Origin of the sequence: Enterobacter cloacae complex sp. S3 (genome assembly GCF_014930495.1) — a bacterium.
GTDB lineage: Bacteria > Pseudomonadota > Gammaproteobacteria > Enterobacterales > Enterobacteriaceae > Enterobacter > Enterobacter asburiae_B.
This window is the reverse complement of sequence record NZ_JADBRD010000007.1, coordinates 118,910-144,741: the sequence shown is the minus strand read 5'-3', so window position 1 is coordinate 144,741 and position 25,832 is coordinate 118,910. Positions and strand designations below refer to the sequence as shown.

The following is a 25,832-nucleotide window of genomic DNA, read 5'->3' as shown; positions in this document are numbered from 1 at the left end:
AGGTCAAGTTTATGATTACGACAAGAACAGCTAAACAGTGCGGACAAGCCGATTTCGGTTGGCTGCAGGCCCGCTACACCTTTTCCTTTGGACACTACTTTGACCCTAAACTCCTCGGTTACGCTTCACTGCGCGTGTTAAACCAGGAAGTGCTCGCCCCGGGCGCCTCCTTCCAGCCGCGTACGTACCCGAAAGTCGATATCCTGAACCTGATCCTGGAAGGCGAGGCAGAATACCGCGATAGCGAGGGCAATCATGTCCAGGCAAAGGCTGGCGAAGCGTTGTTAATTTCCACGCAGCCGGGCATCAGCTACAGCGAGCATAACCTCAGCAAAGACAAAACGCTGACCCGTATGCAGCTGTGGCTGGACGCCTGCCCCGAGCGGGAAAATCCGCTGGTACAGAAGTTAGATTTAACGGGCGATAAGCAGCAGCTGATTGCATCGCCGGACGGCAGTAAAGGTAGTCTGCAGCTGCGCCAGCAGGTCTGGCTGCACCATATCGAACTGAAGAAAGGTGATCAGGCGAGCTTCCAGCTTCATGGTCCGCGCGCCTATTTGCAGTCTATTCACGGTACGGTACATGCGGTGACGCACACGGAAGAGAAAGAAGCGCTCACCTGCGGCGACGGGGCGTTTATTCGTGATGAAGCGAATATCACCCTGGTGGCGGATACGCCGCTGCGCGCGCTGCTGATTGATTTGCCGGTTTAGAGAATGCTCTCACCCTAACCCTCTCCCAATGGGAGAGGGAACCGATCGAGCCACGGCAGAATCATCCGGAGCCGTAAGAAATCACTCTGCCAGCGCGTTAGCCATATCGGTTCTAATCTGCTTACGCTGTTCCGGCGTCAACACCTGGCTGACGTCGAAGTAATATTTCACGCGGTAATAGCGGGTCTGCTCTTCAATTTTGCTAAAGGCAGCAAGCTGGCTTTTCACCGTGCTTTCGTCCCATTTACCCGCCTGGAACATGTCGATCAGCGCGCCGTCCTTCACCCCCGTCATCGGGATCTTGCTGACATTTTGTTCCAGCTGCTTATGCAGATCTTCAATCTTTTTAACCTGCTCATTGCTGAGCTTCAGGTGCTGTACCAGCGGATCCTGCGAGGGAGACGGGGCAGCCTCAACGTTCGCGGCCTGTGCCGTAAAACTGCACGCTGCCAGCGAGGCGGCGACCAGCGCAATACGGGTCATTTTCATCATCTTACTGTCCTTACATGCTGTGATAGGGAAAAGCAGGCGTATTGTTTTTCAAGAGCGGATGAATATGTGTGAGTAATTATATAAACAATTTTGTATGTTTAGCGGGCAAAAAAATGCCCCCAGGGTGAGGGGGCATGAGACCTGAATGTCGTCAGATAGATTGCGTAAACGTCCTCGAAATCACATCCTGCTGCTGCTCGCGCGTCAGGGCGTTAAAACGCACCGCATAGCCTGAAACGCGGATCGTCAGGTTCGGGTAATTCTCGGGATGCGCGATGGCATCGAGGAGCATTTCCCGGTTCATGACGTTGACGTTCAGATGCTGCCCGCCCTCAATGGACGCTTCGTGATGGAAGTACCCGTCCAGCAGCCCCACCAGGTTGGTTTTGCGCACCAGCTCGTCCTTGCCCAGCGCCTGCGGCACGATGGAGAAGGTGTAGGAGATCCCGTCTTTCGCGTAGGTGAACGGCAGCTTGGCCACCGACGTTAGCGAGGCCACGGCCCCTTTTCTGTCGCGGCCGTGCATCGGGTTCGCGCCAGGCGCAAACGGCGTGCCGCCGCGGCGTCCGTCCGGCGTGTTCCCGGTCTTCTGGCCGTAAACCACGTTGGAGGTGATAGTCAGGATCGACTGGGTTGGCACCGCGTTGCGGTAGGTTGGCAGCGCCTGAATTTTCTTCATAAAGCGCTCCACCAGGTCGCAGGCGATGCTGTCCACGCGGTCGTCGTTGTTGCCGTACTGCGGATAGTCCCCTTCAATCACGAAATCGACCGCCAGACCGGTGTGGTCGCGCACCGGCTTCACCGTGGCGTATTTAATGGCCGACAGGGAATCCGCCGCCACCGACAGCCCGGCAATGCCGCAGGCCATGGTGCGATAGACGTCGCGGTCGTGCAGCGCCATCAGCGAGGCTTCGTAGCTGTACTTATCATGCATGTAGTGAATGAGGTTCAGGGCGCTGATGTACTGCACCGCCAGCCAGTCCATAAAGTGGTCGAGGCTCGCCATCACGGTATCGTAATTCAGCACGTCGTCCAGCAGCGGCTCGGTTTTCGGGCCGACCTGGATCTTCAGCTTCTCGTCCACCCCGCCGTTGATCGCGTACAGCAGCGTTTTGGCGAGGTTGGCGCGCGCGCCAAAGAACTGCATCTGCTTGCCGATCACCATCGGGCTGACGCAGCAGGCAATGGCGTAGTCGTCGCTGTTGAAGTCCGCACGCATTAGATCGTCGTTTTCATACTGCAGCGAAGAGGTGACGATCGACACCTGAGCGGCGTATTTCTTGAACGCGATCGGCAGTTGTTCAGACCAGAGGATCGTCAGGTTCGGCTCTGGCGCAGGCCCCATGGTGTGCAGGGTATGCAGATAGCGGAAGCTGTTTTTGGTCACCAGCGTGCGCCCGTCCAGCCCCATGCCGCCGATCACTTCCGTCGCCCAGATCGGATCGCCGGAGAAGAGCGTGTCGAACTCCGGCGTGCGCAGGAAGCGCACCATGCGGATCTTCATGATGAAGTGGTCGATCAGTTCCTGCGCCTGGACTTCATTCAGCCTTCCTGCCTGCATGTCGCGTTCAATGTAGATATCGAGGAACGAGGCCGTGCGCCCCAGCGACATCGCCCCGCCGTTCTGGGATTTCACCGCTGCAAGATAGGCAAAATAGACCCACTGCACCGCTTCCTGGGCGTTCATCGCCGGACGTGAAATATCAAAGCCATAGTTCGCCGCCATCTGCTGGATCTGCAGCAGCGCGCGCCTGTGCTCCGCCAGCTCTTCACGCAGGCGGATCGTCGCCTCCAGATCTTCACCGCGTTCCAGCCTGCCCTGCAGATCGGCAAACTGCAGTTCGCGCTCGCGCACCAGATAAGCGATCCCGTATAGCGCCACGCGGCGATAGTCACCGATGATGCGTCCGCGCCCGTAGCCGTCCGGCAAGCCGGTCAGCACGCCGGATTTACGGCAGCGCATCATCTCCGGCGAATAGACGTCAAACACGCCCTGGTTGTGGGTTTTGCGCAGGTCGGTAAACAGGTATTCGAACTGCGGATCCATCTCCCGGCCATAGGCTTCGAACGAGCTGCGGATCATGTTGATCCCGCCATACGGGTGCAGCGCGCGCTTGAGCGGCATATCGGTTTGCAGGCCGACGATCGTCTCCAGATCCTGGTCGATATAGCCCGGCCCGTGGGCCGTAATGGTGGTGGCGATGTTGGTATCAAAATCCACCGGGGCGTGGGTGGCGTTCTCCTGGCGAATGCCGACCATTACCTTCTGCCACAGCGCCGTCGTTGCTGGCGTCGCCTGCGCGAGGAAAGCTTCATCGCCTTCATAAGGGGTGTAGTTATGCTGAATAAAATCGCGGACGTTGACGGCGTTTTTCCATTCTTCACCGCGAAACCCGGCCCATGCGTCGCTGTAGGGCGCGACGCCCGTATCGATTGTTACTTTCATGTGATTCTCGCTTTATCAGGCGTAAGCCGCGGCCGGGGTAACCTTTCCAAGACGGAGGGCGTCCAGCGCGATCATTTTTTCTTCGTTGGTAGGGATAACCGCGCAGGCCACGCGGGACGATTCGGTGGAGATCACGCGCTCTCCCGCGCTCCCCGGCAGGGCATTTTTGGCGTCGTCGAGGATGATGCCGAAGACTTTCAGATGTTCCGCCACCAGCGCGCGGACAAGCTTCGAGTTTTCGCCAATGCCACCGGTAAAGATCACCCCATCCAGGCGGTGCAGCGACGCCGCGTGGCCGGCAATATGTCGCGCAATGCGGTGCACGAAGGTATGGATAGCCAGCTGCGCCCGCTCGTTGCCTTCGTGCCAGGCTTTCTCCAGCGCACGTAAATCGGAGGAGATGCCGGAGATCCCCAGCAGCCCGGACTCTTTATTAACCACGCGCTCCAGATCCTCAAACGACTGGCCGGTCTGCTGGGCAATCCACGCCATCGCGCCGAAGTCCACATCGCCGCAGCGCGTCCCCATCACCAGCCCTTCCAGCGGCGTCATCCCCATCGAGGTGTCGACGCTTTCGCCGTTGCGCACCGCGCAGATGGACGCCCCGTTGCCGAGATGGGCAATCACCAGGCCGCTGTCGTCGCGGGACAGCCCGAGAAGCGTATGCGCCTGCGCGGCCACGTAGCGGTGAGAGGTGCCGTGGAAGCCGTAGCGGCGCACGCCCAGCTCTTCAAAATAGCGGTACGGCAATCCGTACAGATACGCCTGCGGCGGCAGCGTCTGGTGGAAGCTGGTATCAAATACCGCGACCTGCTGCACGCCCGGGAACAGGCGCTCTGCCGCTTCCACGCCGCTCAGGTTGGCGTAGTTATGCAGCGGTGCCAGCGGGGAGACCTGGCGGATCTGCGCGATCGCCTCTTCCGTGATCAGGGTCGACTCGCTGAAGAGGTTTCCCCCGTGCGCAATGCGGTGGCCAATTAAGGCCACGCTGCTCATCAGGTTACGCTTCTCCAGCTCCAGGGCGATGGCAGCCAGCGCCCCTTCGTAGTCCTGGTGAGCCAGTCTGGCCGGCTCACCCCCGTTCACGGAAATAAAGGCCTTCTCGGTGTTGATACCGTCTGCAATGCCCGTCATCAGGGCATCGCAGCTGCTGGCGTCGAGCACCGAAAACTTAACAGAGGACGATCCGCAGTTAATAACCAGTACAACCGGAAACTCAATCATCATGTGACTCCGCTCTTCCTGAGCAATGGGTTAGAACAGTTTGTAAACGATATTCAGAATGGTCAGCAGGCCGACCGCGGTAACGAAGATGTTCTCGGTACGCCCTTTGTATTTCGCCAGCGCCGGTGCTTTGCGGATGGCATACATCGGCAGCAGGCACAGCAGAGAGGCGATGATTGGTGCGCCCATGGCTTCAATAAGGTCCAGAATGTTCGGGTTGGCGTAGGCCACAACCCAGGTGGAGCCCATGATGAACACCATGCTGATGGTGTTCAGCTTGCCAACGGAGACTTTCTTCTTATCGCCCTTGTAGCCGAACTTGAGGATCAGGCCGTTCAGCCCTTCCAGCGTGCCCAGGTAGTGACCGAAGAAGGATTTGAAGATAGCCACCAGCGCGATGATGGAGGCACCGTATTCCAGTACCGTTGCGAACGTCGATTTGGTTCCTGACATTGACGCAAAGTGGTTCGCCAGGTAGGAGAGCACCGGAATGTTCTGCGCCTTGGCGTCCGCCATGTTCTGCGGAGAGAGCGTAAACAGGCAGCTAAAGGCGAAGAACATCACCACGGCCACCATCAGCATGCTGGCGCGACCGATGATTTTGGAACATTTCTGCTCGGTGAACGCTTTCCCGAACTCCGGCTCGTACTCTTCGCGCTTGGAGACCACAAACGAGGAGACGATAGGCGAGAAGTTGAAGGAGAAGACCATGATGGAGATACCCAGCCACACCGTGACCAGAATGCCGTCATGACCGGTAAAGGCGATATCGCTCAGGTTGACCTGGTCGATCACCGCCGAGTTCCAGTAAGGGATCAGCGACAGGGAAATCAGCACCAGGCTGGCGATAAACGGGAACACCAGGAAGCTCATGACCTTCACCATCAGGTCTTTACCAAACCAGATAACAAAGGCCATCAGCAGCAGCAGGAACAGCGCCACCACGCCGCGGTTCAGCGCAGGCAGCTGGAGCTGGTTTTCCCAGAAGGTCATAAAGGTGTTGGTAATGGTGACGCCGTAAATCCAAAGCAGCGGGCAAATGGCGAAGAAGTAGAGGAAGGTGATCACCACCCCACCGGTTTTGCCAAAGTGCTCTTCCACCGTTTCGGTGATGTTGCCGGAGACGTTGCTGCCGGAGAGGCACAAACGCGCCAGCGCGCGGTGGCAGTAAAACGCAATCGGGAACGCAAGAACCAGCATCAGCAGGATAGGGATCAATCCACCAAAGCCTGCGCGAATGGGGAAGAACAGCACGCCTGCGCCAATGGCGGTACCAAACAGGCCGAGCGTCCATGTGGTATCAGACTTACGCCAGGAGGACGTTTTTGTCTGGCCAACGATAATGCTTTCAGTGTTGCTCATAGGTCACCTTTATGCGTCAACGAAGCCGGTAATTTGGGAAACACGGGAGAGATCGATATTGCCGCCGGAAATAATGCAGACGGTTTTACGACCCTGAATATAGTGGTCAAGCTTGCCGCTTAATAACGCGGCGCAGGCCAGCGCGCCGGCACCTTCCGTCACCACTTTATTTCGCTGAATAAGCGCGATCATGCTGTCACGAATGTTGTCTTCGCTGACCAGCACAATGTCATCAACCAGCTCGCGAACAATTTCGAACGGTAAATTACCGGGGCGAGAAACGTCACAGCCGTCGGCCAGCGTGCCACTAACGCGATGGCTGATTATTTCCCCGGCCTGATACGATGCCGCCATGCCGTGAACATTTTCTGACTGCACGCCGATGATATTAATGGTGGGGTTAATGGATTTAATTGCCGTCGCAATCCCGGCAATTAAACCGCCGCCGCCGATAGGCACAATAACGTTATCCACATCGTATAAATCTTCGAGAATTTCCAGACCGATGGTGCCCTGCCCGGCAATCACTTTGGCGTCATCGTACGGCGGAATAAAAATACGCCCTTCCATCTCGACGATTTCGCTGACTTTAGCGATGGTGTCGTTGAAGTTCTCGCCGTGCAGCACAACTTCCGCCGAGTAGTCCCGCGTCGCGGCCACTTTAGACTTCGGCGCGCCCATAGGCATCACCACTTTGCCGTCGATGCCAAGCATCGCGCAGGAGAGGGACACACCCTGCGCGTGGTTTCCCGCGGAGCAGGCGACAACGCCTTTGCGTTTTTCAGCGTCGGTCAGCGAGCTTAATTTGTTAAACGCGCCGCGGATCTTAAACGAGCCGGTACGCTGCATGTTCTCAAACTTCAGGAATATTTCGCCCTTGCAGCGTTCGCTAAGATAATTCGAGCGCGGCATACCTGTTTTATATATTTTTCCTGCCAGTCGTTTTCTGGCGTCCTGAATATCTTCAATCGTTACCGGGAGATCGTAGGTAATATGCATAATATCCTCGTTATAATAATTCATTCTTTTCGGGCAAAGTCAGGGTATCAGAGCGTTACAGAGATAAGCTCTGGGTGTTTTTAAATTGATTACTCATTATTCATCGTCGTCTTTCGATATTCATCGACGAATACTGTTTTGCCAGCTCAACTAATACTGACGCCGATTTTTTAATCCTGTAATTTTTTGACCACACGGCGGCATAACGCGCCACGGGTAATTCATCTTCTACGGGCAACACAATAAACTGATCAGAACCGAACGGTGCAATCATGTCGCGGGGAATCACCGTCAGATAATCGGCATTCAGGACAAGGTTATAAATGGTGACGACGGAATCGGTCTGGACGATGTTTTCGATGCTGATGTGGTTGTCTTGCAGGGTGGTCAGAAGTTCTTTGTAGTAGCCCATATCGGTTTGCGGCATCACCCACTGCTCGTGCGTGAGCGATGCCAGTGTCGTCGGGCCGGTGCACGTTCGCGTTTTGCTGGCGACCAGCACAAACTCGGACTCAAACAGCGGTTCGACGTGCAGATCCTGCAGCAGCATTTCATCACTCAGCGTGCCGATAGCGAAATCCAGACGACCGTCGCGAATAGCCGGAAGGAAAGAGGAGAGCTGGGCTTCATACATCGAGACGCGTGCTTTCGGGAACACTTCCTTGAATTTTTTGATCATCTCGGACAGGAAGGTAAAGCCGATCAGCGACGGGTAGCCAAAGGAGACGTCCATGACGGTACTGAAGCTCAGGCTGTTAATCTCACTCACCATGTTTTTCATTTCGCGGGTGATCGACTCAGAGTACGAGAGCAGAACCTGACCCGCGGCGGTGAGTTTTACGCCGGTGTTTTTACGCACCATCACTTCCACGCCGAAGTAGGACTCAATATCGCTGATGATTTTGCTGACGGCGGGTTGCGTCAGGCCAAGCTGTCTTGCTGCAGAACCTATGGAGCCACTTTTAATGACTTCCTGAAATACCACGAGGTGCTGTGTTTTCGGTAGAATAATAGTGTTCATAATATTCTGCGCTTATTTCCCTATGACGGAGCGAATTCTACCTAATAGTGTTTAAGGGGGTATGTGCTGTCACTCACAATTTGCTTTTCCGCACGTTTTACAGGAACAATGACAACCAAAAAACATATTTATTATCAATAAGATGAATAAGTAAGGCCACACCATTACGCTGATATCGATCAATAAAATCAGTAGTAATAAATTTATTTTATGGCGATAACCTTGATAAATTTTCCTGCGTTAAAAAAATCAATAAAGACGATCTTTCAGGCAATTAAAGACCAATAAATAACCGCTATTTGTTTGAAACATTCTTTCAGTTTATTAAATTTTTCCGATGCGAATTTTCAGGTTTGCGGAAAAGAGTGGAATGCGTCACATATTCACGGGAGAAATGTATTTGATTTCAATATATGCATATCAAACGAGAAAAGATTCTCGATCATATAGGTAACAAACATAACAAATTATCAATACTAAAAATCGTGTGTTTTTTAGCGCGAAATTTTGTGATGGCGATCGTCTACAGGTACAGGAACGATACGAAAGGTATAAAAGCAGTGAAATGTGCTTAATGTCGCAAATATGAGAATTGATGTCGTTTGTTCGGCGCTGCGCTTACCCGTCCAGCAGCACCCGGAAAGCAAAAACCCCGCCGAAGCGGGGTTTTTTAAGAAGTTGAAGCTGACCGATAAGCCGGGTTCTGTCGTGGACAGTCATTCATCTAGGCCAGCAATCGCTCACTGGCTCAAGCAGCCTACCCGGGTTCAGTACGGGCCGTACCATGTGAACCCCTATTTGGCCTTGCTCCGGGTGGAGTTTACCGTGCCACGGACTGTTACCAGCCGCGCGGTGCGCTCTTACCGCACCCTTTCACCCTTACCTGATCCCGCTTGCGCGGGCCATCGGCGGTTTGCTCTCTGTTGCACTGGTCGTGGGTTTCCCCCCCAGGCGTTACCTGGCACCCTGCCCTATGGAGCCCGGACTTTCCTCCCCTCCGCCCGTCTCCCCCGAAAGGGACGACGACGAAGCGGCGACTGTCTGGTCAGCTTCGGCGCGCAGTATAGAGGGTTTGCGCGCCGCTGTCACCCTCAGGTGTGGGCAAGGCGTGATTAACGCGCCACTTCCACCTTCGCCAGTTTTTCGTAGTAGCACGCAATCGCGCTGTGATCGGCCGTGCCCAGGCCATCCGCACGCAGCGCCTGCATCATCTCCATGACCGCCGCGGTCAGCGGCAGCTGCGCGCCTACGCCGTGTGACGTATCCAGCGCGTTCGCCAGATCTTTAATGTGCAGGTCGATGCGGAAACCGGGTTTGAAATTACGATCCATCACCATCGGCGCTTTGGCATCCAGTACGGTACTGCCCGCCAGACCGCCGCGAATGGCCTGATAGACCAGGTCCGGATTAACGCCCGCTTTGGTTGCCAGCGTCAGCGCTTCGGACATGGCGGCAATGTTCAGCGCCACAATCACCTGGTTTGCCAGCTTGGTCACGTTACCCGCCCCGATGTCCCCGGTATGCACCACCGAGCCCGCCATGGCTTTCATCAGGTCGTAGTATCTATCGAAAACGGCTTTATCTCCGCCGACCATCACCGACAGCGTGCCGTCGATCGCTTTCGGCTCACCGCCGCTGACCGGCGCATCCAGCATATCGACGCTCTTCGCTTTTAACGCCTCGCTGATTTCACGGCTTGCGAGCGGTGCAATAGAGCTCATATCAATCAACACCAGGCCCGGCTTCGCACCGTCGATAATGCCGTTCTCACCCAGCGCAACCTCTTTAACATGCGGGGAGTTGGGCAGCATGGTGATGATGACATCGCACTGCTCGGCAATGGCCTTCGCGGTGGTGGCCGTTTCAGCGCCCGCCGCTATCACCTCTGCCACGGCCTGCGGATTGTGATCGGATACCACCAGTGAGTAACCCGCTTTGATGAGGTTCTTACTCATTGGTTTACCCATGATCCCCAGGCCAATAAAACCCACTTTCAGCGTCATAATCTGTTTCCTCAATGATGGTTATTTTTTAAAAGCGTCGGCTAATTTCTGCGTGGCCGAGCGGAAGACCCCGAGGTCGCTGCCGACGGCAACAAACGTGGCTCCCCACTCCAGATAGCGACGGGCATCAGCCTCAACCGGCGCCAGAATGCCGCACGGTTTGCCGTGAGCTTTAGCGCGGGCAAAGATGTGCTGGATCGCGCGCTGCACGTCAGGGTGGCTGGCATTACCCAGATGGCCAAAGGCGGCCGCCAGATCGCTCGGGCCGACGAAGATACCGTCCACGCCGTTTGTGGCTGCAATCGCGTCAACGTTATCAACGCCCTGCTGGCTCTCGATCTGAACCAGAATAGTGATGTTGTTATTGGACTGCGCGAAGTAGTCCGGCACGGTGCCAAACATATTGGCGCGATGCGAAACGGAAACGCCGCGGATCCCTTCTGGCGGATAGCGCGTTGAGGCTACGGCCAGGGCCGCTTGTTCTTCCGTCTCCACAAACGGGATCAGGAAGTTGTAGAAACCGATATCCAGCAGGCGCTTGATAATTACCGGCTCGTTAGTTGGCACGCGCACTATCGGGGCGCTGGGGCTGCCTTTCAGCGCCATCAGCTGCGGAATAAAGGTGCTGATATCGTTCGGCGCATGTTCGCCGTCCAGCACCAGCCAGTCAAAACCGGCCAGGCCCAGCACTTCGGTGCTGATAGGGTTTGCCAGCGCGGACCAGCAGCCAATCTGAATCTGGTGTGCCGCGAGGGCCGCTTTAAATTTATTCGGGAAGATGTCGTTACTCATCGTATTTACCTTTTTTATTCCGCAGCCTTTTTCAGTATCATTTTATTTATTCAGACACCGCACCAGCATTATATTTATTATTCTGACGTATTTTGGCGTTATAAAATCGTCATTCAGTATAAAACGCAACCCACGACCGCACATTGTTTTAATGCTCAAGCATTGCATAACATTTCAAAGAATTTTTTTGCATATGCACAAGGCGCTGGGCGCTAATGCACAGAATCAGGCATTACCGGTTCTGGAGCGATCGCGATCACATTTTCATATCCCCTATGCTGACATGCTTTAATTCTGAAAGCCGCGTATTTATTTCTACCATTAGAAAATTGGCTGAATTTATTATCAGACACTTTGCTGGAGAATACTGAACAATGGCCGACATTGAAATTCGACAGGCATCGCCGACGGCGTTTTATATAAAAGTCCACGACACCGATAATGTGGCGATAATTGTCAACGACAATGGCTTAAAAGCGGGCACCCGCTTTCCGGACGGGCTGGAACTGATTGAGCATATTCCACAGGGACATAAAGTCGCCCTGGTGGATATCCCTGCTAACAGCGAAATCGTACGTTACGGTGAAGTCATCGGCTATGCCGTTCGCTCTATACCGCAGGGCAGCTGGGTTGAGGAGTCGCTGGTGGCGCTGCCGGAAGCGCCGCCGCTGAACACGCTTCCGCTGGCGACCCGCGTGCCGGAACCGCTTCCTCCGCTGGAGGGCTATACCTTCGAAGGCTACCGCAACGCGGACGGCAGCGTCGGCACCAAGAATCTGCTCGGCATTACCACCAGCGTGCACTGCGTGGCGGGCGTAGTGGATTACGTGGTGAAAATCATCGAACGCGATCTGCTGCCGAAATACCCGAACGTCGACGGCGTGGTGGGCCTGAACCACCTCTACGGCTGCGGCGTGGCGATTAACGCACCCGCTGCGGTAGTGCCGATCCGCACCATTCACAATATTGCCCTCAACCCGAACTTTGGCGGCGAGGTGATGGTAATTGGTCTGGGGTGTGAAAAATTGCAGCCAGAGCGCCTGCTGCAGGGCACCGAAGATGTGAAAGCCATTCCGGCAGACGAGGCCAGCATCGTGCGCCTGCAGGACGAACGCCACGTGGGTTTCCGCTCAATGGTCGACGATATCCTGCAGGTGGCTGAACGCCATCTGGACAAGCTCAACAAGCGCCAGCGCGAAACCTGCCCGGCGTCTGATTTGGTAGTGGGAACACAGTGCGGCGGCAGCGATGCCTTCTCCGGCGTGACGGCCAACCCGGCGGTGGGCTATGCGTCCGATCTGCTTGTTCGCTGCGGCGCCACGGTGATGTTCTCCGAGGTGACCGAAGTGCGTGACGCCATCCATCTGCTCACGCCACGCACCGTTAATGAAGAGGTCGGCAAGCGCCTGCTTGAGGAAATGGCCTGGTACGATAGCTATCTCGATATGGGCAAAACCGACCGCAGCGCCAACCCGTCTCCGGGGAACAAAAAAGGCGGCCTCGCGAACGTGGTGGAAAAAGCCCTTGGTTCGATTGCCAAATCCGGCCAGAGCGCGATTGTGGAAGTGCTCTCTCCGGGCCAGCGCCCGACCAAACGCGGCCTGATCTACGCGGCAACGCCGGCCAGCGATTTCGTCTGCGGCACGCAGCAGGTGGCGTCCGGCATTACGGTACAGGTCTTTACCACCGGGCGCGGCACGCCGTACGGCCTGATGGCGGTGCCGGTGATCAAGATGGCGACCCGTACCGAGCTGGCAAACCGCTGGTATGACTTAATGGACATCAACGCGGGCACCATCGCCACCGGAGAAGAGAGCATTGAGGACGTGGGCTGGAAACTGTTCCACTTCATTCTGGATGTCGCAAGCGGGCGGAAGAAAACCTTCTCCGACCAGTGGGGGCTGCATAATCAGCTGGCGGTGTTTAACCCGGCACCGGTGACGTGATTTTTCGCACCACATCTATCCCGCATTTAGGTAACCCGCCGGACACGCCGCAAACCTTCCAGGTTGAGGCGATACCTGTTGGCTAAATGACGCATAACGATCTGCAGGCCGGGTTAGGCTCAGCCGCCACCCGGCAAAACAGGCGGCAGGGGCTTACTCCCCCTGCTGCTCCAGCGCATGCTTGTACAGCGCATTTTTCTTCACGCCGTGAATCTCCGCCGCCAGCGCAGCGGCCTTCTTCAGCGGTAGTTCCGCCTGCAGCAGCGCCAGCGTGCGCAGCGCATCGGCAGGGAGCGCGTCTTCCTGCGCCTTATGCCCTTCGACAATCAGCACCATTTCACCCTTGCGGCGGTTTTCGTCTTCCTTCACCCACGCCAGCAGTTCACCCACCGGCGCGCCGTGGATCGTTTCCCAGGTTTTGGTCAGCTCGCGCGCCAGCACCACGTAGCGGGCTTCTCCCCAGACGGTCACCATATCTTCCAGGCTCTCCAGCAGGCGGTGCGTGGATTCGTAGAAAATCAGGGTGCGCGGTTCCGCTTCCAGATCTTTTAAAACGTCGCGACGGCCTTTGGATTTGGCAGGCAGGAAGCCTTCATAGCAGAAACGGTCAGACGGCAGACCCGCGGCACTCAGCGCAGCAATGGCGGCACACGGCCCCGGCAGCGGCACAACGCGAATACCGGCTTCACGACAGGTACGCACCAGGTGATAGCCGGGATCGTTGATCAGCGGCGTACCGGCGTCGGAGACCAGGGCAATGTTCTGCCCCTCTTTCAGCTTCGCCACCAGCGTTTCGGCTTTTTGTTGCTCATTGTGATCGTGCAGAGCAAACAGACGGGCGTTAATCGCGAAATGTTGCAGCAGCAGGCCGGTGTGGCGGGTATCTTCAGCAGCAATTAAATCAACAGCTTGCAGTACGGTGAGCGCACGTTGGGTAATATCAGACAAATTCCCGATAGGAGTAGGTACAATATAAAGCTGGCCTTGAGAATTATCTGCCGTTTCGTGTTGTTTCATTGTTTCGTCCGTATTGCCGATTTAATATTGAGCATTGCGTAAAAAAAATCACTGGATACAGTATGGTACCGTTAACGTTTCTTCGAAAAAAAGCCACGCGCAGCGTGCCGCTTCTGCTGGCAGCCCTGATCTTTGCAGGCTGTGGCACCCAGGCACCTGACCAGAGCACCGCCCATCTTCAGGGATCTGCTCAGGCTGATTCTGGCTTTTATCTGCAACAAATGTCGCAGAGTTCAAATGATACCAAGACCAACTGGCAATTACTCGCCATTCGTGCACTGCTGAAAGAGGGTAAAACCCAGCAGGCAGCCGAACTGTTTAACCAGTTGCCAAAAGATCTTAACGACGCCCAGCGTCGTGAGCAGAGCCTGCTCTCTGCCGAGCAGAAGGTCGCGCTGAAAGATTACGCCGCCGCGAAGAAGACCCTCGGTGACATTGACGTGAGCGCGCTGGATAAAAATCAGCAGGCTCGCTTCTGGCAGGCGGGCATTACCGCTGAGCAGGGACGTCCTTCTCTCACGCTGCTCCGCGCCCTCGTCGCGCAAGAGCCGCTGCTCGGCGGTGCCGATAAGCAAAAAAATATTGATGCCACCTGGCAAGCGCTTGCCTCGATGACCCAGGAACAGGCGCAGGCGCTGGTCATCAACGCCGATGAAAACGTCCTTCAGGGCTGGTTGGATCTGCAGCAGATGTGGTTTAACAACCGCAGCGATCCAAAGATGCTGAAAGCCGGTATTACGGACTGGCAGACGCGCTACCCGCAAAACCCGGGGGCGAAAATGCTGCCAACCCAGCTGGTAAACGTGCAGAACTTTAAGCCAGCGTCCACCAGCAAAATCGCCCTGCTTCTGCCGCTCAACGGCCAGGCGGCGGTGTTTGGCCGTACCATTCAGCAGGGCTTTGAAGCCGCGAAAAACGGTACCACTTCGGTAACCGGCAGCGCGGTTCCCGCGCAGGCGGCCCAGGCGGCTAACGTGAATGATGTGGTCAGCCCTTCCGCAGCGGAGACCAGCGATCTGACCACGGCGCAAGCGCCGGCGCAGGGTACGATGCAAAACCCGGTGACGGCCCCGACGACGCCTCCGGCTACAGCAGCACCTGCTGCGGCAGCCCCAGCTACTCAGGCTCCGGCCGAGACGCAAGTGGCACCAGCACCTGAAGCGACAGCAGAACAGCCTCAACAGCAGCCTGCACAACCCGCGGCCCAGCCTGCTGCGCAGCCGCAGACCGTGGCAACCACCAGCGCCAACCCGGGCGCTGAGGTGAAAATTTACGACACCAGCTCGCAGCCGCTTGACCAGGTTCTGGCGCAGGTTCAGCAGGACGGGGCCAGCATCGTTGTCGGTCCGCTGCTGAAAAACAACGTGGAAGAGCTGATGAAGAGCAATACCACGCTGAACGTGCTGGCGCTCAACCAGCCTGAGCAGGTTCAGAACCGGGCCAATATTTGCTACTTTGCGCTTTCCCCTGAAGATGAAGCCCGCGATGCGGCGCGCCATATTCACGAGCAGGGTAAGCAGGCTCCGCTGCTGCTCATCCCACGCAGCGCGCTGGGCGATCGCGTGGCCAATGCTTTTGCCGATGAGTGGCAGAAGCTCGGCGGCGGCGTGGTGTTGCAGCAGAAATTTGGTTCCGTCTCTGAACTGCGCGCGGGCGTAAACGGTGGAGCGGGTATCGCGCTCAACGGCAGCCCTGTCACCGCGAGCCTGCCGCAGCAGCAGGGCGTGACGATTGGCGGCCTGACGATCCCTGCCCCGCCTACCGACGCGCAGATTAGCGGTGGCGGTAAAGTGGATGCGGCCTATATCGTTGCCACGCCGCAGGAGATCGCCTTTATCAAACCGATGATCGCGATGCGTAACGGCAGCCAGAGCGGCGCAACGCTTTACGCCAGCTCACGTAGCGCGCAGGGCACCGCAGGCCCGGATTTCCGTCTGGAAATGGACGGTCTGCAGTACAGCGAAATCCCGATGCTGGCAGGCAGCAACCCGGCACTGATGCAGCAGGCGCTGAGTACCGTACGTAACGATTATTCGCTGGCGCGTCTGTATGCGATGGGTGTCGATGCATGGGCGCTGGCGAACCACTTTACCCAAATGCGTCAGGTGCCGGGCTTTGAGCTTAACGGCAACACCGGCGATCTGACCGCGACTCAGGACTGCGTGATCAACAGGAAGTTATCATGGCTCAAATACCAGCAGGGGCAAATCGTCCCGGCCAGTTAAGCCGTAAAGAGACCGGCGATGCGTGGGAGTTAAAGGCGCGTCGCTGGCTTGAAGGCAAAGGACTGCGCTTTATCGCCGCTAACGTCCGCGGGCGCGGCGGCGAAATCGACCTGATCATGAAAGACGGTCAGGTTATCGTGTTTGTAGAAGTCCGCTTTCGACAGTCCTCCCGTTTTGGCGGTGCTGCCGCCAGCGTGACGCTCGCCAAACAACATAAATTATTACAGACTGCCCACTTGTGGCTTGCCCGCCATAATGGGAGCTTTGATACTGTGGATTGCCGGTTCGATGTGATAGCCTTCACCGGAAATGAGATCGAATGGCTTAAAAACGCTTTTGGCGAAGACGCATAATTAAGATTTAAAAGGGATAACGTGCTCGAAAGAATTAAAGTGTGCTTCACAGAAAGCATCCAGACTCAGATTGCCGCGGCGGAAGCCCTTCCGGATGCTATCTCGCGTGCCGCAATGACGCTGGTGCAATCCCTGCTTAATGGCAACAAAATCCTCTGTTGTGGCAACGGCACGTCAGCCGCCAACGCACAGCATTTTGCTGCCAGCATGATCAATCGCTTTGAAACAGAACGCCCGAGTTTACCCGCCATTGCACTTAATACCGATAATGTGGTCTTAACGGCGATTGCTAACGATCGTCTGCATGACGAAATTTACGCAAAGCAGGTGCGAGCCCTGGGTCATGCGGGAGATGTGCTGCTGGCCATCTCCACGCGCGGCAATAGCCGGGACATTGTCAAAGCCGTTGAAGCCGCCGTCACCCGCGACATGACCATCGTGGCCCTTACCGGCTATGACGGGGGTGAGCTGGCGGGTCTGCTTGGGCCGCAGGATGTGGAAATCCGCATTCCTTCTCACCGAAGCGCGCGTATTCAGGAGATGCATATGCTCACGGTGAACTGCTTATGTGATTTGATCGATAACACGCTTTTCCCTCACCAGGATGATTAAGGAGTTCTTATGAAGGCTTTATCGACCCTCGCAGTCCTTATGTCTGCATTACTGCTTCAGGGATGTATCGCTGCGGCCGTTGTGGGTACCGCCGCGGTAGGCACCAAAGCGGCAACCGATCCACGCACCGTGGGGACACAGGTGGATGACGGTACGCTGGAGCTGCGCGTCAACAGTGCGCTGTCGAAAGACGAACAAATCAAGAAAGAAGCGCGTATCAACGTGACGGCTTATCAGGGCAAAGTGCTGCTGGCAGGCCAGGCGCCGAATCTGGAGCTCGCCTCTCGCGCGAAACAGATTGCGATGGGCGTCGAAGGGACCACAGAGGTGTTTAACGAAGTGCGCCAGGGCAAGCCAATTGGCCTGGGTGACGCCTCTTCCGATACCTGGATCACCACCAAAGTGCGTTCCCAGCTGCTGGGCTCGGACCAGGTGAAATCCTCCAACGTGAAAGTGACGACTGAAAACGGCGAAGTGTTCCTGCTGGGTCTGGTGACCGACCGTGAAGGGAAAGCGGCGGCGGATATCGCCAGCCGTGTGAGCGGCGTGAAGCACGTCACCACCGCGTTTACTTACATCAAATAAAAAAAATCCCCTCGCTTGAGGGGATTTTTTTGTAGGCCCGGTAAGCGCCAGCACCACCGGGCTTTTTTTACATCAACGCAATACTGCCCACAATCACCCCGCTCAACGCCACCAGTCCTGCGGTCAGCCACAGCGCTTTCGCCGGGAACGACTTACGCAGCATGATAAGCGACGGCAGGCTTATCGCCGGCAGCGTAATCAGCAGCGCCAGCGCCGGCGCGGTGCCCATACCGGCCAGCATCATGGTCTGAACAATCGGGATTTCCGCCGCCGTTGGGATCACAAACAGGCAGCCCGCAACGGCCATCGCAATGACCCACATCAGCGTGTTGTCGATAGCGCCATCCGCATGCGGGAAGAGCCAGACGCGCGCCGCCCCCAGAACCAGTACCGCCAGGATATAGACCGGGATGGTGCTCCAGAAAAGCTGCCAGAGCGCCCTGCCCCAGCGCGCAAAGAAGCCACCCTGCGGCTCGCTGACGTCCAGTTCGACGGCTGAAGGTTCTGCGGCAGTATCCTTCACCAGTTTTTGCACCAGCGTCGCCACCACCAGCACGGTCAGCAGCCCGGCGACCAGGCGGATGAACGCGAAATGCCAGCCCAGCACAAAGCCCATAAACACCAGCGTCGCCGGGTTGAGCAGCGGGTTCCCCATCCAGAACGCCAGCGCGCCGCCCATCGACACGCGCTGACGGCGCATCCCTGCGGCCACGGGCGCGGCGCAGCAGGAACACATCATGCCCGGCAGGGAGAAAATCGTCCCCAGCAGCGTGCCCTGAAAGCGCGGCTGCCCAAGGGTTTTCACCAGCCAGTTACGGGGGATAAGCACCTGAATCAGCGAGCCCAGAATGACGCCTAAAACGGCGGCCTTCCAGACGGCAAGGAAGTAGACCATGGCGTAGTCCCACGCCGCCTGAAGCGGGCTGGAATCAGCCTGAGCGAGAATAGATTTACCGATGCTGTGCGTTTCGGCGGCGGTGAAGGCTTTGCCGTAGTACGGCTGCCATTTCACGTACCAGAGGCCAACAATGACCACGAGAAAGAAGAGTGCGGGCTTCCACCATTGGACAGGTGTTGCCGCCTGAGATGAAGACTGACCAGTCATAGCATTCCCTGGAGAGTATTAGATTATTAGCCGGGGGAGTTTACGCCTCGCCCTGCGCGATTTCACGCAGTTTTGCCGAAGGGATAATGTTTACGCCCGCTTTCGACGGGGCCAGCCCCTCTTTTAGCATCGCGCGCGCGACGTCCCGCGCCTCGATGGATTTCCAGTTGCCGGGAAGAATGCGAAACAGCGGGGCAAATATCGACTCGTTAAACCGGCGTTCATCCCGGTGGCCGATCAGCATCGAAGGGCGCACTATCGTCAGCTGTTCCCATTTCTGCGCAATCAGCGCATCCTCCATCTTGCCCTTTACCTTGTTGTAGAAGAAAGGCGACCCGGCACTGGCGCCCAGCGCGCTGACCACCAGAAAATGTTTGGCGCCCAGCTTTTTCGCCGTGAGTGCGGTATCCACCACCAGCGTATAGTCGGCGTGGATAAAGGCCTCTTTGCTGCCCGCCTCCCGCCGCGTGGTGCCCAGACAGCAAAAGGCGATATCAATGGGATCCTGCACCTGCGCCAGCGCGTCGGTCAGCTGAGGATCGTGCGGATTAAAGACGCCGGATAAGTCCGCCAGCGGTCGACGCGTCGGGGCGGCGATATAGTTCACGCGGCGATCCTGAATCAGCAGCCGCAGCAGATGATCGCCCACTAACCCGGTAGCACCCGTAATCAATACCTGACTCATCTTTTCCCCTTTACAGAATTGTCCGTTTGCGAACTCAGCGTCGTCGACCACACTTAGAAGTCTGTTACAGGTAAGTATTTACCACAAGCGGAGAAAAATCAGTCTGAAGCCAAAACAACGGAGGAAGCATGGGCAAGAAAATCGCAGTCTTGATTACCGACGAGTTTGAAGATTCAGAATTCACCTCTCCAGCAGAGGCGTTCCGCAAGGCGGGACATGAGGTCATCACCATTGAGAAAGAGGCAGGCAAAACGGTGACAGGCCATAAGGGCGAAGCGACCGTGACCATCGATGAAACCATCGATAACGTTAGCCCCTCAGATTTCGACGCTCTGCTGTTACCCGGCGGCCATTCCCCGGATTCCCTGCGCGGGGACGAGCGCTTCGTGACCTTCACCCGAGACTTTGTCTCGACCGGCAAACCGGTCTTTGCCATCTGTCACGGCCCGCAGCTGCTCATCAGCGCAGAAGTGGTCCGCGGGCGAAAGCTTACCGCCGTGAAACCGATCGTTATCGATCTGAAAAACGCGGGGGCCGAGTTTTACGATCAGGAGGTGGTCAACGACAAAGACCAGCTGATCACCAGCCGAACCCCGGACGATCTCCCGGCGTTTAACCGCGAAGCGCTACGCCTGCTCGGCGCGTAACCAGTGCAGCTTCTTGCCAAAGCCCAAGGTGTTGTCGGTAAATTTCAGCTCATCGAGGCGGATTTCCCACACCGGGGCTTTTAGCGCAGCGGCAACGGGAAAGCGGCGCGTGTAGAGCTTACGGCGCGCGTCGCTCTCTTCACCATCCAGACGACGGATCTCCCCTTTAAACTGCACGCCGCGGATCAGCGCGACCGTTTTCGGCTGGCCGTTTACCGTGCCTGCCACCTTTGCCTGCTGGCCGGTCATCTGCGCATGACGCGTTTTGTCTTCACTCATGACATAAAAAGCCACGCGCGCAGGGTCATAGTAGTAAAACGCATTTGCGCACCACATTTCACCCTCGTCACAGACGCACCAGGTGACAACATGCTGCTTCGCCAGCCAGCGGTTAATGGCGGCCAGTGTTTCCATTTTCGTTCTCTCTCATGCTATGGTGCGTTCACCTTAACATACTGAATCCGTTTACCGTGTGCTGGTTTCTCTATCTTGTCCGAACCGCTGATAACGCCCTCTACACCGGGATCACCACCGATGTGGCGCGGCGTTTTTTACAACATCAAACGGGGAAAGGGGCAAAAGCGCTGCGGGGGAAAGGGGAATTACAGCTCGCCTTCTCAGCGGCCGTCGGCGACCGATCGCTGGCGCTCAGGCTGGAATACCGCATCAAGCAGCTGACGAAGCGCCAGAAAGAGCGCCTCGTGACCGGAGACGGCTCCTTTGAGGCGCTGCGCGAGAGCCTGATTAAAAGCGATTGAAATGGTCGTGATACTCGACCAGGCCATTGACGCCGTTGAGCGCGTCGTCCGCCAGTCGATGGACCTGGAAAGCAGATTCCGTACCCGGCCAGCGACAGCGCAGATCGTAATGCGCGGCCTGCTCAAAGCCTAAACGGCCATAGAACGCCGGATCGCCCAGCGTGACCACGGCGGCATAGCCAAACTCGTTGAGCGAGTCCAGCCCTTCATAGACCAGCTGGCGCGCCAGACCTTGCCCGCGATAGCTTTCATCTACCGCCAGCGGCGCCATGCCTACCCACTGCAGCTCTTCGCCCTGGACGATGACCGGACTGAAGGCAACATAGCCCACCACCTGACCTTCGTCATCGGTGGCAACCAGCCCCAGCGTAATCAGGCCGTCTTCGCGGAGGTCGTGGACCAGTTGGGCTTCGGCATCGCTCGCAAAGGCGCGGCGTAACAACGCATCGATCCCCGGCGCATCAATCCCAATTTCGACTCGAATCAGCATGGCTCACCTACTGAAGTGTGTTTACCGTCCGGCGGGGTTTTCAGCCCGGCCTCAACGAAATCTGCCATTTGCATTAACATCACGCGCAGCGCTTTCGGCATCTGCTCCAGCTCAATGGCATCCATTAAATTCTTCACGTACAGGCCCAGCTCCGTGTCGCCTTCAATTACCAGACGGCGCTGGAAGAAGAGCGTATCCGGATCCTGCTTGCGCGCGGCGATCATCAGCAGATCGCTGGCGTTGGCGCTAAAGCTCACATCCGCGTCGGCGGATTCGCGTACGATCAGCTGGTCATTCTCAACGGAGGTAAACCAGCGCAGCCCGATGTCACGCACCTCAATGCTTAACCAGCGACCTTCAAGGAATTCCAGCTCGCCGTCCTGCAGCGCCTGGCGGAACTGCCAACTCAGGACCTGCTCCAGCACCTGGCGTTTTAGCGCGAACGGCGCCAGCTTGACCGGCACGCTCAGCATTGATGGTCCAAATTGTACGAGACGTGAACGCAGTTTATCCAGCACGAGCTTTACTCCCTGATATCTATAGTCCTGCTATTTTGCCATATCCGAAGCGCAACATAGCGGCGTAAATCAACAAACCGTCGTCAGCCGTACCTCATTATTGGTGTCATCAATACGCCATTAGCTGCCTTAAATCAAAAATTGTCGCGTATGGGTTAATTAAAATCCCAGCTCGTTAACAATTTTGCGATCGACTACATCAGGATAAATTATGGAGCTGCTCTGCCCTGCCGGAAATCTTCCGGCGCTTAAGGCGGCCATCGAAAATGGGGCCGATGCGGTCTATATCGGGCTGAAAGATGACACCAACGCCCGCCATTTTGCTGGCCTCAACTTTACGGAGAAAAAGCTTCAGGAAGCCGTTAACTTCGTTCACCAGCACCGCCGCAAGCTGCATATCGCCATCAATACCTTTGCTCATCCTGACGGCTACGCCCGCTGGCAGCGCGCGGTGGATATGGCGGCACAGCTGGGTGCCGATGCGCTGATCCTGGCCGACCTCGCCATGCTTGAGTATGCGGCAGAACGCTATCCCCATATTGAGCGCCACGTCTCTGTTCAGGCATCTGCCACCAACGAAGAGGCGGTGCGTTTTTACCATCAACACTTTGACGTGGCCCGCGTGGTGCTGCCGCGCGTGCTCTCTATTCATCAGGTTAAGCAACTCGCGCGCGTCACGCCAGTGCCGCTGGAAGTTTTTGCCTTTGGCAGCCTGTGCATCATGGCCGAAGGCCGCTGCTATCTTTCCTCTTATTTAACCGGAGAATCGCCGAATACCGTCGGGGCCTGTTCCCCTGCCCGCTTTGTTCGCTGGCAGCAGACCCCGCAGGGGCTGGAGTCTCGCCTGAATGAGGTGCTGATTGACCGCTACCAGGACGGGGAAAACGCCGGTTATCCCACCCTGTGTAAAGGCCGCTATCTGGTCGACGGCGAGCGCTATCACGCGCTGGAGGAGCCGACCAGCCTTAACACGCTGGAGCTGCTGCCGGAACTGCTGGCGGCCAATATTGCCTCGGTGAAAATCGAAGGTCGTCAGCGCAGTCCGGCCTACGTGAGCCAGGTAGCGAAAGTGTGGCGTCAGGCCATCGACCGCTGCATGGCGGACCCGCAGAACTACGCTCCACAGCAGGCCTGGATGGAAACGCTTGGTTCGATGTCCGAAGGCACGCAAACCACTCTGGGCGCGTATCACCGTAAATGGCAGTGAGAAAATCATGAAATATTCATTAGGACCGGTGCTCTACTACTGGCCAAAAGAGACGCTGGAAGATTTTTACCAACAGGCCGCGACCAGCAGCGCCGACGTGATTTACCTCGGCGAAGCGGTGTGCAGCAAGCGCCGCGCCACAAAAGTGGGCGACTGGCTGGATATGGCGAAAGGACTTGCCGGCAGCGGCAAGCAGGTGGTGCTCTCCACGCTCGCGCTGGTGCAGGCGTCGTCCGAACTGGGCGAGCTGAAGCGCTACGTTGAAAACGGCGAGTTCCTGCTGGAAGCGAGCGATCTAGGCGTGGTGAACATGTGCGCTGAACGCAGGCTGCCGTTCGTCGCGGGTCATGCCCTGAACTGCTACAACGCCGTCACCCTGCGCCTGTTGCTCAAACAGGGAATGACGCGCTGGTGCATGCCGGTGGAACTCTCGCGCGACTGGCTGGCAAACCTGCTTAACCAGTGCGACGAGCTGGGCATTCGCAATCAGTTTGAAGTGGAAGTGCTGAGCTACGGCCATCTGCCGCTGGCCTACTCCGCCCGCTGCTTCACCGCGCGCTCGGAAGACCGCCCGAAAGACGAATGCGAAACCTGCTGCATCAAGTACCCGAACGGACGCAGCATGCTGTCGCAGGAGAATCAGCAGGTGTTTGTCCTCAACGGTATTCAGACCATGAGCGGCTATGTCTATAACCTCGGCAACGAGCTGGCGTCGATGGACGGGCTGGTGGATATGGTTCGTCTGTCGCCGCTGGATACCGGCGTGTTCGCGATGCTGGACGCCTTCCGCGCCAATGAAGACGGCGCCGCGCCGCTGCCGCTGACGGCAAACAGCGACTGCAACGGCTACTGGAGACGGCTCGCCGGGCTGGAGCTGCAGGCGTAAAAAAGGCTCACTTTGTTAACAACGGTTATCATTATTTAATGCAGTATTAAAGATTGACCGTCGACAAAGTGAGCTGTTATGACTGACAAAACCATTCCGTTTTCGGTGCTGGATCTAGCGCCGATCCCACAAGGCTCCTCGGCAAGAGAAGCCTTTTCGCACTCTCTCGATCTCGCTCAGCTGGCCGAAAAGCGTGGCTATCACCGCTACTGGCTGGCCGAACACCACAACATGGTGGGCATCGCCAGCGCCGCGACCTCGGTACTGATTGGCTATCTGGCAGCAAATACCACCACCCTGCACCTGGGCTCCGGTGGCGTAATGCTGCCAAACCACGCCCCGCTGGTGATTGCCGAGCAGTTTGGCACCCTGAATACCCTCTATCCTGGGCGTATTGATTTGGGTCTTGGTCGTGCACCCGGCAGCGACCAGCCAACGATGCGCGCCCTGCGCCGCCATATGAGCGGCGATATCGACAACTTCCCGCGCGACGTGGCCGAGCTGGTGGACTGGTTCGACGCGCGCGATCCGAACCCGCACGTGCGCCCGGTGCCGGGCTACGGTGAGAAGATCCCGGTGTGGCTTTTGGGATCAAGCCTCTACAGCGCACAGCTCGCCGCGCAGCTTGGGCTGCCGTTTGCGTTTGCCTCGCACTTCGCGCCGGATATGCTGCATCAGGCGCTGCATCTTTACCGCAAGAACTTCAAACCGTCCGAGCGTCTTGAGAAGCCGTACGCGATGGTGTGCATTAACATCATTGCCGCCGACAGCAATCGCGACGCGGAATTCCTGTTTACCTCAATGCAGCAGGCGTTTGTAAAGCTGCGTCGCGGTGAGACGGGCCAGCTTCCGCCGCCGGTGGAGAATATGCATCAACTGTGGTCCGCCTCCGAGCAGTATGGCGTACAGCAGGCGCTGAGCATGTCGCTGGTAGGCGATAAATCGAAAGTGCGCCACGGGCTGGACGCGGTGCTGCGCGAAACGCAGGCGGATGAGATTATGGTTAACGGCCAGATTTTCGATCACCAGGCGCGTTTGCATTCGTTTGAACTGGCGATGCAGGTGAAAGAGGAACTGGTGGGGTAGTTTTTTGCTTTTCTCCCTCTCCCTATGGGAGAGGGCCGGCGTGAGGGGTTCAAACCGCACGTTTTACTGGTAAACGGGCAACAGATTAAAACTCGACAGCACGTGTACCAGAGCGTTACCAACGCCGAATACCAGAATCAGCGCAATCATCGGCTTGCCGCCCCAGACGCGGAATTTCGGGCTACCGAAGCGTTTACGTGATTTGCGCGCCAGCAGCGCCGGCACAATTGCCGCCCAGATAGTTGCCGCCAGCCCTGCATAGCCGATGGCGTACAGGAAGCCGTTCGGCCACAGCAGACCGCCCACAATCGGCGGCAGGAAGGTCAGCAGCGCGGTTTTTAAACGCCCCATCGCAGAATCATCAAAGCCGAACAGATCTGCCAGATAGTCAAACAGGCCCAGCGTCACGCCCAGGAAAGAGCTCGCCACCGCAAAGTTAGAGAAGATAACCAGCAGTAGATCCAGGCTGCGGCTGTTCAGCACGCCGCTCAGCGCCTGCACCAGCACGTCGATGTTACCGCCCTTCTGGGCAATGCCGATAAATTCCGGACGCGGGATGTTGCCCATCGTCCCCAGCAGCCAAATCACATACAGACCCAGCGCCAGCAGCGTGCCGTAGACCAGACACTTCACAATGGTGCGGGGATCTTTGCCGTAGTA

Annotated in this window: 26 protein-coding genes and 1 other RNA gene; 11 read left to right on the top strand and 16 right to left on the bottom strand. The window is 57.0% G+C overall.

What is annotated here, in order from left to right; translation table 11 throughout:
• Window positions 1-11: 11 nt before the first annotated feature.
• Complete coding sequence (locus IM317_RS02770; RefSeq protein ID WP_033146726.1) at window positions 12-713, top strand: pirin family protein; 702 nt, start codon at window positions 12-14, stop codon at window positions 711-713.
• Between the two features lie 81 nt (window positions 714-794).
• Here the strand turns inward: IM317_RS02770 and IM317_RS02765 are convergent, their stop codons facing one another.
• The 9 genes from IM317_RS02765 to garL form a co-directional block, all read right to left on the bottom strand.
• Window positions 795-1,205 carry a Spy/CpxP family protein refolding chaperone gene (locus tag IM317_RS02765; protein WP_033146727.1) on the bottom strand — a complete coding sequence of 137 codons (411 nt, stop codon included), beginning with the start codon at window positions 1,203-1,205 and terminating at the stop codon, window positions 795-797.
• Between the two features lie 151 nt (window positions 1,206-1,356).
• The gene (gene pflB, locus IM317_RS02760; RefSeq protein WP_033146728.1) at window positions 1,357-3,651 is read right to left on the bottom strand and encodes a formate C-acetyltransferase; all 2,295 of its coding nucleotides are present in this window, start codon (window positions 3,649-3,651) and stop codon (window positions 1,357-1,359) included.
• 15 nt (window positions 3,652-3,666) lie between these two features.
• Window positions 3,667-4,875 (bottom strand): propionate kinase, encoded by a 1,209-nt coding sequence (gene tdcD / locus IM317_RS02755; RefSeq protein ID WP_060568793.1) that lies wholly within the window; start codon window positions 4,873-4,875, stop codon window positions 3,667-3,669.
• Window positions 4,876-4,905: 30 nt separating this feature from the next.
• Complete coding sequence (gene tdcC / locus IM317_RS02750) at window positions 4,906-6,237, bottom strand: threonine/serine transporter TdcC (RefSeq protein WP_033146729.1); 1,332 nt, start codon at window positions 6,235-6,237, stop codon at window positions 4,906-4,908.
• A 9-nt stretch (window positions 6,238-6,246) separates the two neighbouring features.
• Window positions 6,247-7,236, bottom strand: a complete 990-nt coding sequence (tdcB, locus tag IM317_RS02745; RefSeq protein ID WP_033147079.1) for a bifunctional threonine ammonia-lyase/L-serine ammonia-lyase TdcB — start codon at window positions 7,234-7,236, stop codon at window positions 6,247-6,249.
• A gap of 100 nt (window positions 7,237-7,336) precedes the next feature.
• The gene (gene tdcA / locus IM317_RS02740; RefSeq protein WP_008501504.1) at window positions 7,337-8,257 is read right to left on the bottom strand and encodes a transcriptional regulator TdcA; all 921 of its coding nucleotides are present in this window, start codon (window positions 8,255-8,257) and stop codon (window positions 7,337-7,339) included.
• A gap of 676 nt (window positions 8,258-8,933) precedes the next feature.
• Window positions 8,934-9,310: RNase P RNA component class A (gene rnpB, locus IM317_RS02735), an RNA gene on the bottom strand.
• Between the two features lie 59 nt (window positions 9,311-9,369).
• Window positions 9,370-10,260, bottom strand: coding sequence for a 2-hydroxy-3-oxopropionate reductase (garR, locus tag IM317_RS02730; protein WP_033146730.1), 891 nt, complete (start codon window positions 10,258-10,260; stop codon window positions 9,370-9,372).
• A 21-nt stretch (window positions 10,261-10,281) separates the two neighbouring features.
• Window positions 10,282-11,052 carry a 2-dehydro-3-deoxyglucarate aldolase gene (garL, locus tag IM317_RS02725; RefSeq protein WP_033146731.1) on the bottom strand — a complete coding sequence of 257 codons (771 nt, stop codon included), beginning with the start codon at window positions 11,050-11,052 and terminating at the stop codon, window positions 10,282-10,284.
• A gap of 374 nt (window positions 11,053-11,426) precedes the next feature.
• On the opposite strand from garL, the gene garD reads away from it, so the two are divergent.
• Window positions 11,427-12,998, top strand: a complete 1,572-nt coding sequence (garD, locus tag IM317_RS02720; RefSeq protein ID WP_033146732.1) for a galactarate dehydratase — start codon at window positions 11,427-11,429, stop codon at window positions 12,996-12,998.
• 153 nt (window positions 12,999-13,151) lie between these two features.
• Here garD and rsmI read toward each other — a convergent pair whose 3' ends face one another.
• Complete coding sequence (gene rsmI, locus IM317_RS02715) at window positions 13,152-14,015, bottom strand: 16S rRNA (cytidine(1402)-2'-O)-methyltransferase (RefSeq protein WP_023309315.1); 864 nt, start codon at window positions 14,013-14,015, stop codon at window positions 13,152-13,154.
• Between the two features lie 62 nt (window positions 14,016-14,077).
• On the opposite strand from rsmI, the gene IM317_RS02710 reads away from it, so the two are divergent.
• From IM317_RS02710 to dolP, 4 genes are read left to right on the top strand one after another with little or no spacing between them, the layout of a single operon-like run.
• On the top strand, window positions 14,078-16,240 hold the full coding sequence (locus tag IM317_RS02710; protein ID WP_033146734.1) for a penicillin-binding protein activator: 2,163 nt from the start codon (window positions 14,078-14,080) through the stop codon (window positions 16,238-16,240).
• Complete coding sequence (locus IM317_RS02705; RefSeq protein WP_028014533.1) at window positions 16,198-16,593, top strand: YraN family protein; 396 nt, start codon at window positions 16,198-16,200, stop codon at window positions 16,591-16,593. Before IM317_RS02710 ends, IM317_RS02705 begins: the two co-directional genes overlap by 43 nt.
• A gap of 21 nt (window positions 16,594-16,614) precedes the next feature.
• Complete coding sequence (diaA, locus tag IM317_RS02700; protein WP_003861754.1) at window positions 16,615-17,205, top strand: DnaA initiator-associating protein DiaA; 591 nt, start codon at window positions 16,615-16,617, stop codon at window positions 17,203-17,205.
• Window positions 17,206-17,214: 9 nt separating this feature from the next.
• The gene (dolP, locus tag IM317_RS02695; protein WP_029739641.1) at window positions 17,215-17,790 is read left to right on the top strand and encodes a division/outer membrane stress-associated lipid-binding lipoprotein; all 576 of its coding nucleotides are present in this window, start codon (window positions 17,215-17,217) and stop codon (window positions 17,788-17,790) included.
• Window positions 17,791-17,857: 67 nt separating this feature from the next.
• On the opposite strand, the gene IM317_RS02690 is transcribed toward dolP, so the two are convergent.
• Together IM317_RS02690 and IM317_RS02685 are read right to left on the bottom strand one after the other, a co-directional pair.
• Complete coding sequence (locus IM317_RS02690) at window positions 17,858-18,895, bottom strand: permease (protein WP_033146735.1); 1,038 nt, start codon at window positions 18,893-18,895, stop codon at window positions 17,858-17,860.
• Window positions 18,896-18,935: 40 nt separating this feature from the next.
• On the bottom strand, window positions 18,936-19,580 hold the full coding sequence (locus tag IM317_RS02685; RefSeq protein ID WP_033146736.1) for an NAD(P)H-binding protein: 645 nt from the start codon (window positions 19,578-19,580) through the stop codon (window positions 18,936-18,938).
• A gap of 128 nt (window positions 19,581-19,708) precedes the next feature.
• Between IM317_RS02685 and IM317_RS02680 the strand changes: the two genes are divergently transcribed.
• A complete protein-coding gene (locus tag IM317_RS02680; RefSeq protein ID WP_023333577.1) occupies window positions 19,709-20,227 on the top strand; it encodes a type 1 glutamine amidotransferase domain-containing protein in 519 nt (172 codons plus the stop codon).
• Here the strand turns inward: IM317_RS02680 and IM317_RS02675 are convergent.
• On the bottom strand, window positions 20,207-20,641 hold the full coding sequence (locus IM317_RS02675) for a YhbP family protein (RefSeq protein WP_033146737.1): 435 nt from the start codon (window positions 20,639-20,641) through the stop codon (window positions 20,207-20,209). The two genes, IM317_RS02680 and IM317_RS02675, sit on opposite strands and share 21 nt — an antisense overlap.
• 14 nt (window positions 20,642-20,655) lie before the next feature.
• Between IM317_RS02675 and IM317_RS02670 the strand changes: the two genes are divergently transcribed.
• On the top strand, window positions 20,656-20,985 hold the full coding sequence (locus IM317_RS02670) for a GIY-YIG nuclease family protein (RefSeq protein ID WP_023309323.1): 330 nt from the start codon (window positions 20,656-20,658) through the stop codon (window positions 20,983-20,985).
• Here the strand turns inward: IM317_RS02670 and IM317_RS02665 are convergent.
• Complete coding sequence (locus tag IM317_RS02665) at window positions 20,972-21,475, bottom strand: GNAT family N-acetyltransferase (RefSeq protein WP_023309324.1); 504 nt, start codon at window positions 21,473-21,475, stop codon at window positions 20,972-20,974. The genes IM317_RS02670 and IM317_RS02665 overlap by 14 nt on opposite strands.
• Entirely contained in the window at window positions 21,469-21,993 is a 525-nt protein-coding gene (locus IM317_RS02660; RefSeq protein ID WP_029739636.1) for an SCP2 domain-containing protein, read from the bottom strand. The genes IM317_RS02665 and IM317_RS02660 overlap by 7 nt, the downstream gene beginning before the upstream one ends.
• 211 nt (window positions 21,994-22,204) lie before the next feature.
• Between IM317_RS02660 and IM317_RS02655 the strand changes: the two genes are divergently transcribed.
• The 3 genes from IM317_RS02655 to IM317_RS02645 all read left to right on the top strand — a co-directional run bounded on the left by IM317_RS02655 (window position 22,205) and on the right by IM317_RS02645 (window position 25,172).
• Window positions 22,205-23,200 (top strand): peptidase U32 family protein, encoded by a 996-nt coding sequence (locus tag IM317_RS02655; protein WP_023309326.1) that lies wholly within the window; start codon window positions 22,205-22,207, stop codon window positions 23,198-23,200.
• 7 nt (window positions 23,201-23,207) lie between these two features.
• Complete coding sequence (locus IM317_RS02650; protein ID WP_033146738.1) at window positions 23,208-24,086, top strand: U32 family peptidase; 879 nt, start codon at window positions 23,208-23,210, stop codon at window positions 24,084-24,086.
• 78 nt (window positions 24,087-24,164) lie between these two features.
• On the top strand, window positions 24,165-25,172 hold the full coding sequence (locus IM317_RS02645) for an LLM class flavin-dependent oxidoreductase (RefSeq protein WP_033146739.1): 1,008 nt from the start codon (window positions 24,165-24,167) through the stop codon (window positions 25,170-25,172).
• Window positions 25,173-25,235: 63 nt separating this feature from the next.
• Here IM317_RS02645 and IM317_RS23865 read toward each other — a convergent pair.
• On the bottom strand, window positions 25,236-25,832 hold a 597-nt coding region (locus IM317_RS23865), incomplete at its 5' end, for an aromatic amino acid transport family protein (protein ID WP_305038644.1).

What these genes read in the sequence shown, in the direction of transcription:
- IM317_RS02685 (WP_033146736.1), bottom strand. Translation starts at nt 19,580, where the DNA reads ATGAGTCAGGTATTGATTACGGGTGCTACCGGGTTAGTGGGCGATCAT.
- tdcA (WP_008501504.1), bottom strand. Translation starts at nt 8,257, where the DNA reads ATGAACACTATTATTCTACCGAAAACACAGCACCTCGTGGTATTTCAG.
- dolP (WP_029739641.1), top strand. Translation starts at nt 17,215, where the DNA reads ATGAAGGCTTTATCGACCCTCGCAGTCCTTATGTCTGCATTACTGCTT.
- IM317_RS02765 (WP_033146727.1), bottom strand. Translation starts at nt 1,205, where the DNA reads ATGATGAAAATGACCCGTATTGCGCTGGTCGCCGCCTCGCTGGCAGCG.
- pflB (WP_033146728.1), bottom strand. Translation starts at nt 3,651, where the DNA reads ATGAAAGTAACAATCGATACGGGCGTCGCGCCCTACAGCGACGCATGG.
- IM317_RS02680 (WP_023333577.1), top strand. Translation starts at nt 19,709, where the DNA reads ATGGGCAAGAAAATCGCAGTCTTGATTACCGACGAGTTTGAAGATTCA.
- IM317_RS02655 (WP_023309326.1), top strand. Translation starts at nt 22,205, where the DNA reads ATGGAGCTGCTCTGCCCTGCCGGAAATCTTCCGGCGCTTAAGGCGGCC.
- IM317_RS02650 (WP_033146738.1), top strand. Translation starts at nt 23,208, where the DNA reads ATGAAATATTCATTAGGACCGGTGCTCTACTACTGGCCAAAAGAGACG.
- IM317_RS02670 (WP_023309323.1), top strand. Translation starts at nt 20,656, where the DNA reads ATGCTATGGTGCGTTCACCTTAACATACTGAATCCGTTTACCGTGTGC.
- rsmI (WP_023309315.1), bottom strand. Translation starts at nt 14,015, where the DNA reads ATGAAACAACACGAAACGGCAGATAATTCTCAAGGCCAGCTTTATATT.
- IM317_RS02710 (WP_033146734.1), top strand. Translation starts at nt 14,078, where the DNA reads ATGGTACCGTTAACGTTTCTTCGAAAAAAAGCCACGCGCAGCGTGCCG.
- tdcB (WP_033147079.1), bottom strand. Translation starts at nt 7,236, where the DNA reads ATGCATATTACCTACGATCTCCCGGTAACGATTGAAGATATTCAGGAC.
- garL (WP_033146731.1), bottom strand. Translation starts at nt 11,052, where the DNA reads ATGAGTAACGACATCTTCCCGAATAAATTTAAAGCGGCCCTCGCGGCA.
- IM317_RS02645 (WP_033146739.1), top strand. Translation starts at nt 24,165, where the DNA reads ATGACTGACAAAACCATTCCGTTTTCGGTGCTGGATCTAGCGCCGATC.
- IM317_RS02675 (WP_033146737.1), bottom strand. Translation starts at nt 20,641, where the DNA reads ATGGAAACACTGGCCGCCATTAACCGCTGGCTGGCGAAGCAGCATGTT.
- tdcC (WP_033146729.1), bottom strand. Translation starts at nt 6,237, where the DNA reads ATGAGCAACACTGAAAGCATTATCGTTGGCCAGACAAAAACGTCCTCC.
- IM317_RS02665 (WP_023309324.1), bottom strand. Translation starts at nt 21,475, where the DNA reads ATGCTGATTCGAGTCGAAATTGGGATTGATGCGCCGGGGATCGATGCG.
- garR (WP_033146730.1), bottom strand. Translation starts at nt 10,260, where the DNA reads ATGACGCTGAAAGTGGGTTTTATTGGCCTGGGGATCATGGGTAAACCA.
- IM317_RS02770 (WP_033146726.1), top strand. Translation starts at nt 12, where the DNA reads ATGATTACGACAAGAACAGCTAAACAGTGCGGACAAGCCGATTTCGGT.
- IM317_RS02690 (WP_033146735.1), bottom strand. Translation starts at nt 18,895, where the DNA reads ATGACTGGTCAGTCTTCATCTCAGGCGGCAACACCTGTCCAATGGTGG.
- garD (WP_033146732.1), top strand. Translation starts at nt 11,427, where the DNA reads ATGGCCGACATTGAAATTCGACAGGCATCGCCGACGGCGTTTTATATA.
- IM317_RS02705 (WP_028014533.1), top strand. Translation starts at nt 16,198, where the DNA reads ATGGCTCAAATACCAGCAGGGGCAAATCGTCCCGGCCAGTTAAGCCGT.
- tdcD (WP_060568793.1), bottom strand. Translation starts at nt 4,875, where the DNA reads ATGATTGAGTTTCCGGTTGTACTGGTTATTAACTGCGGATCGTCCTCT.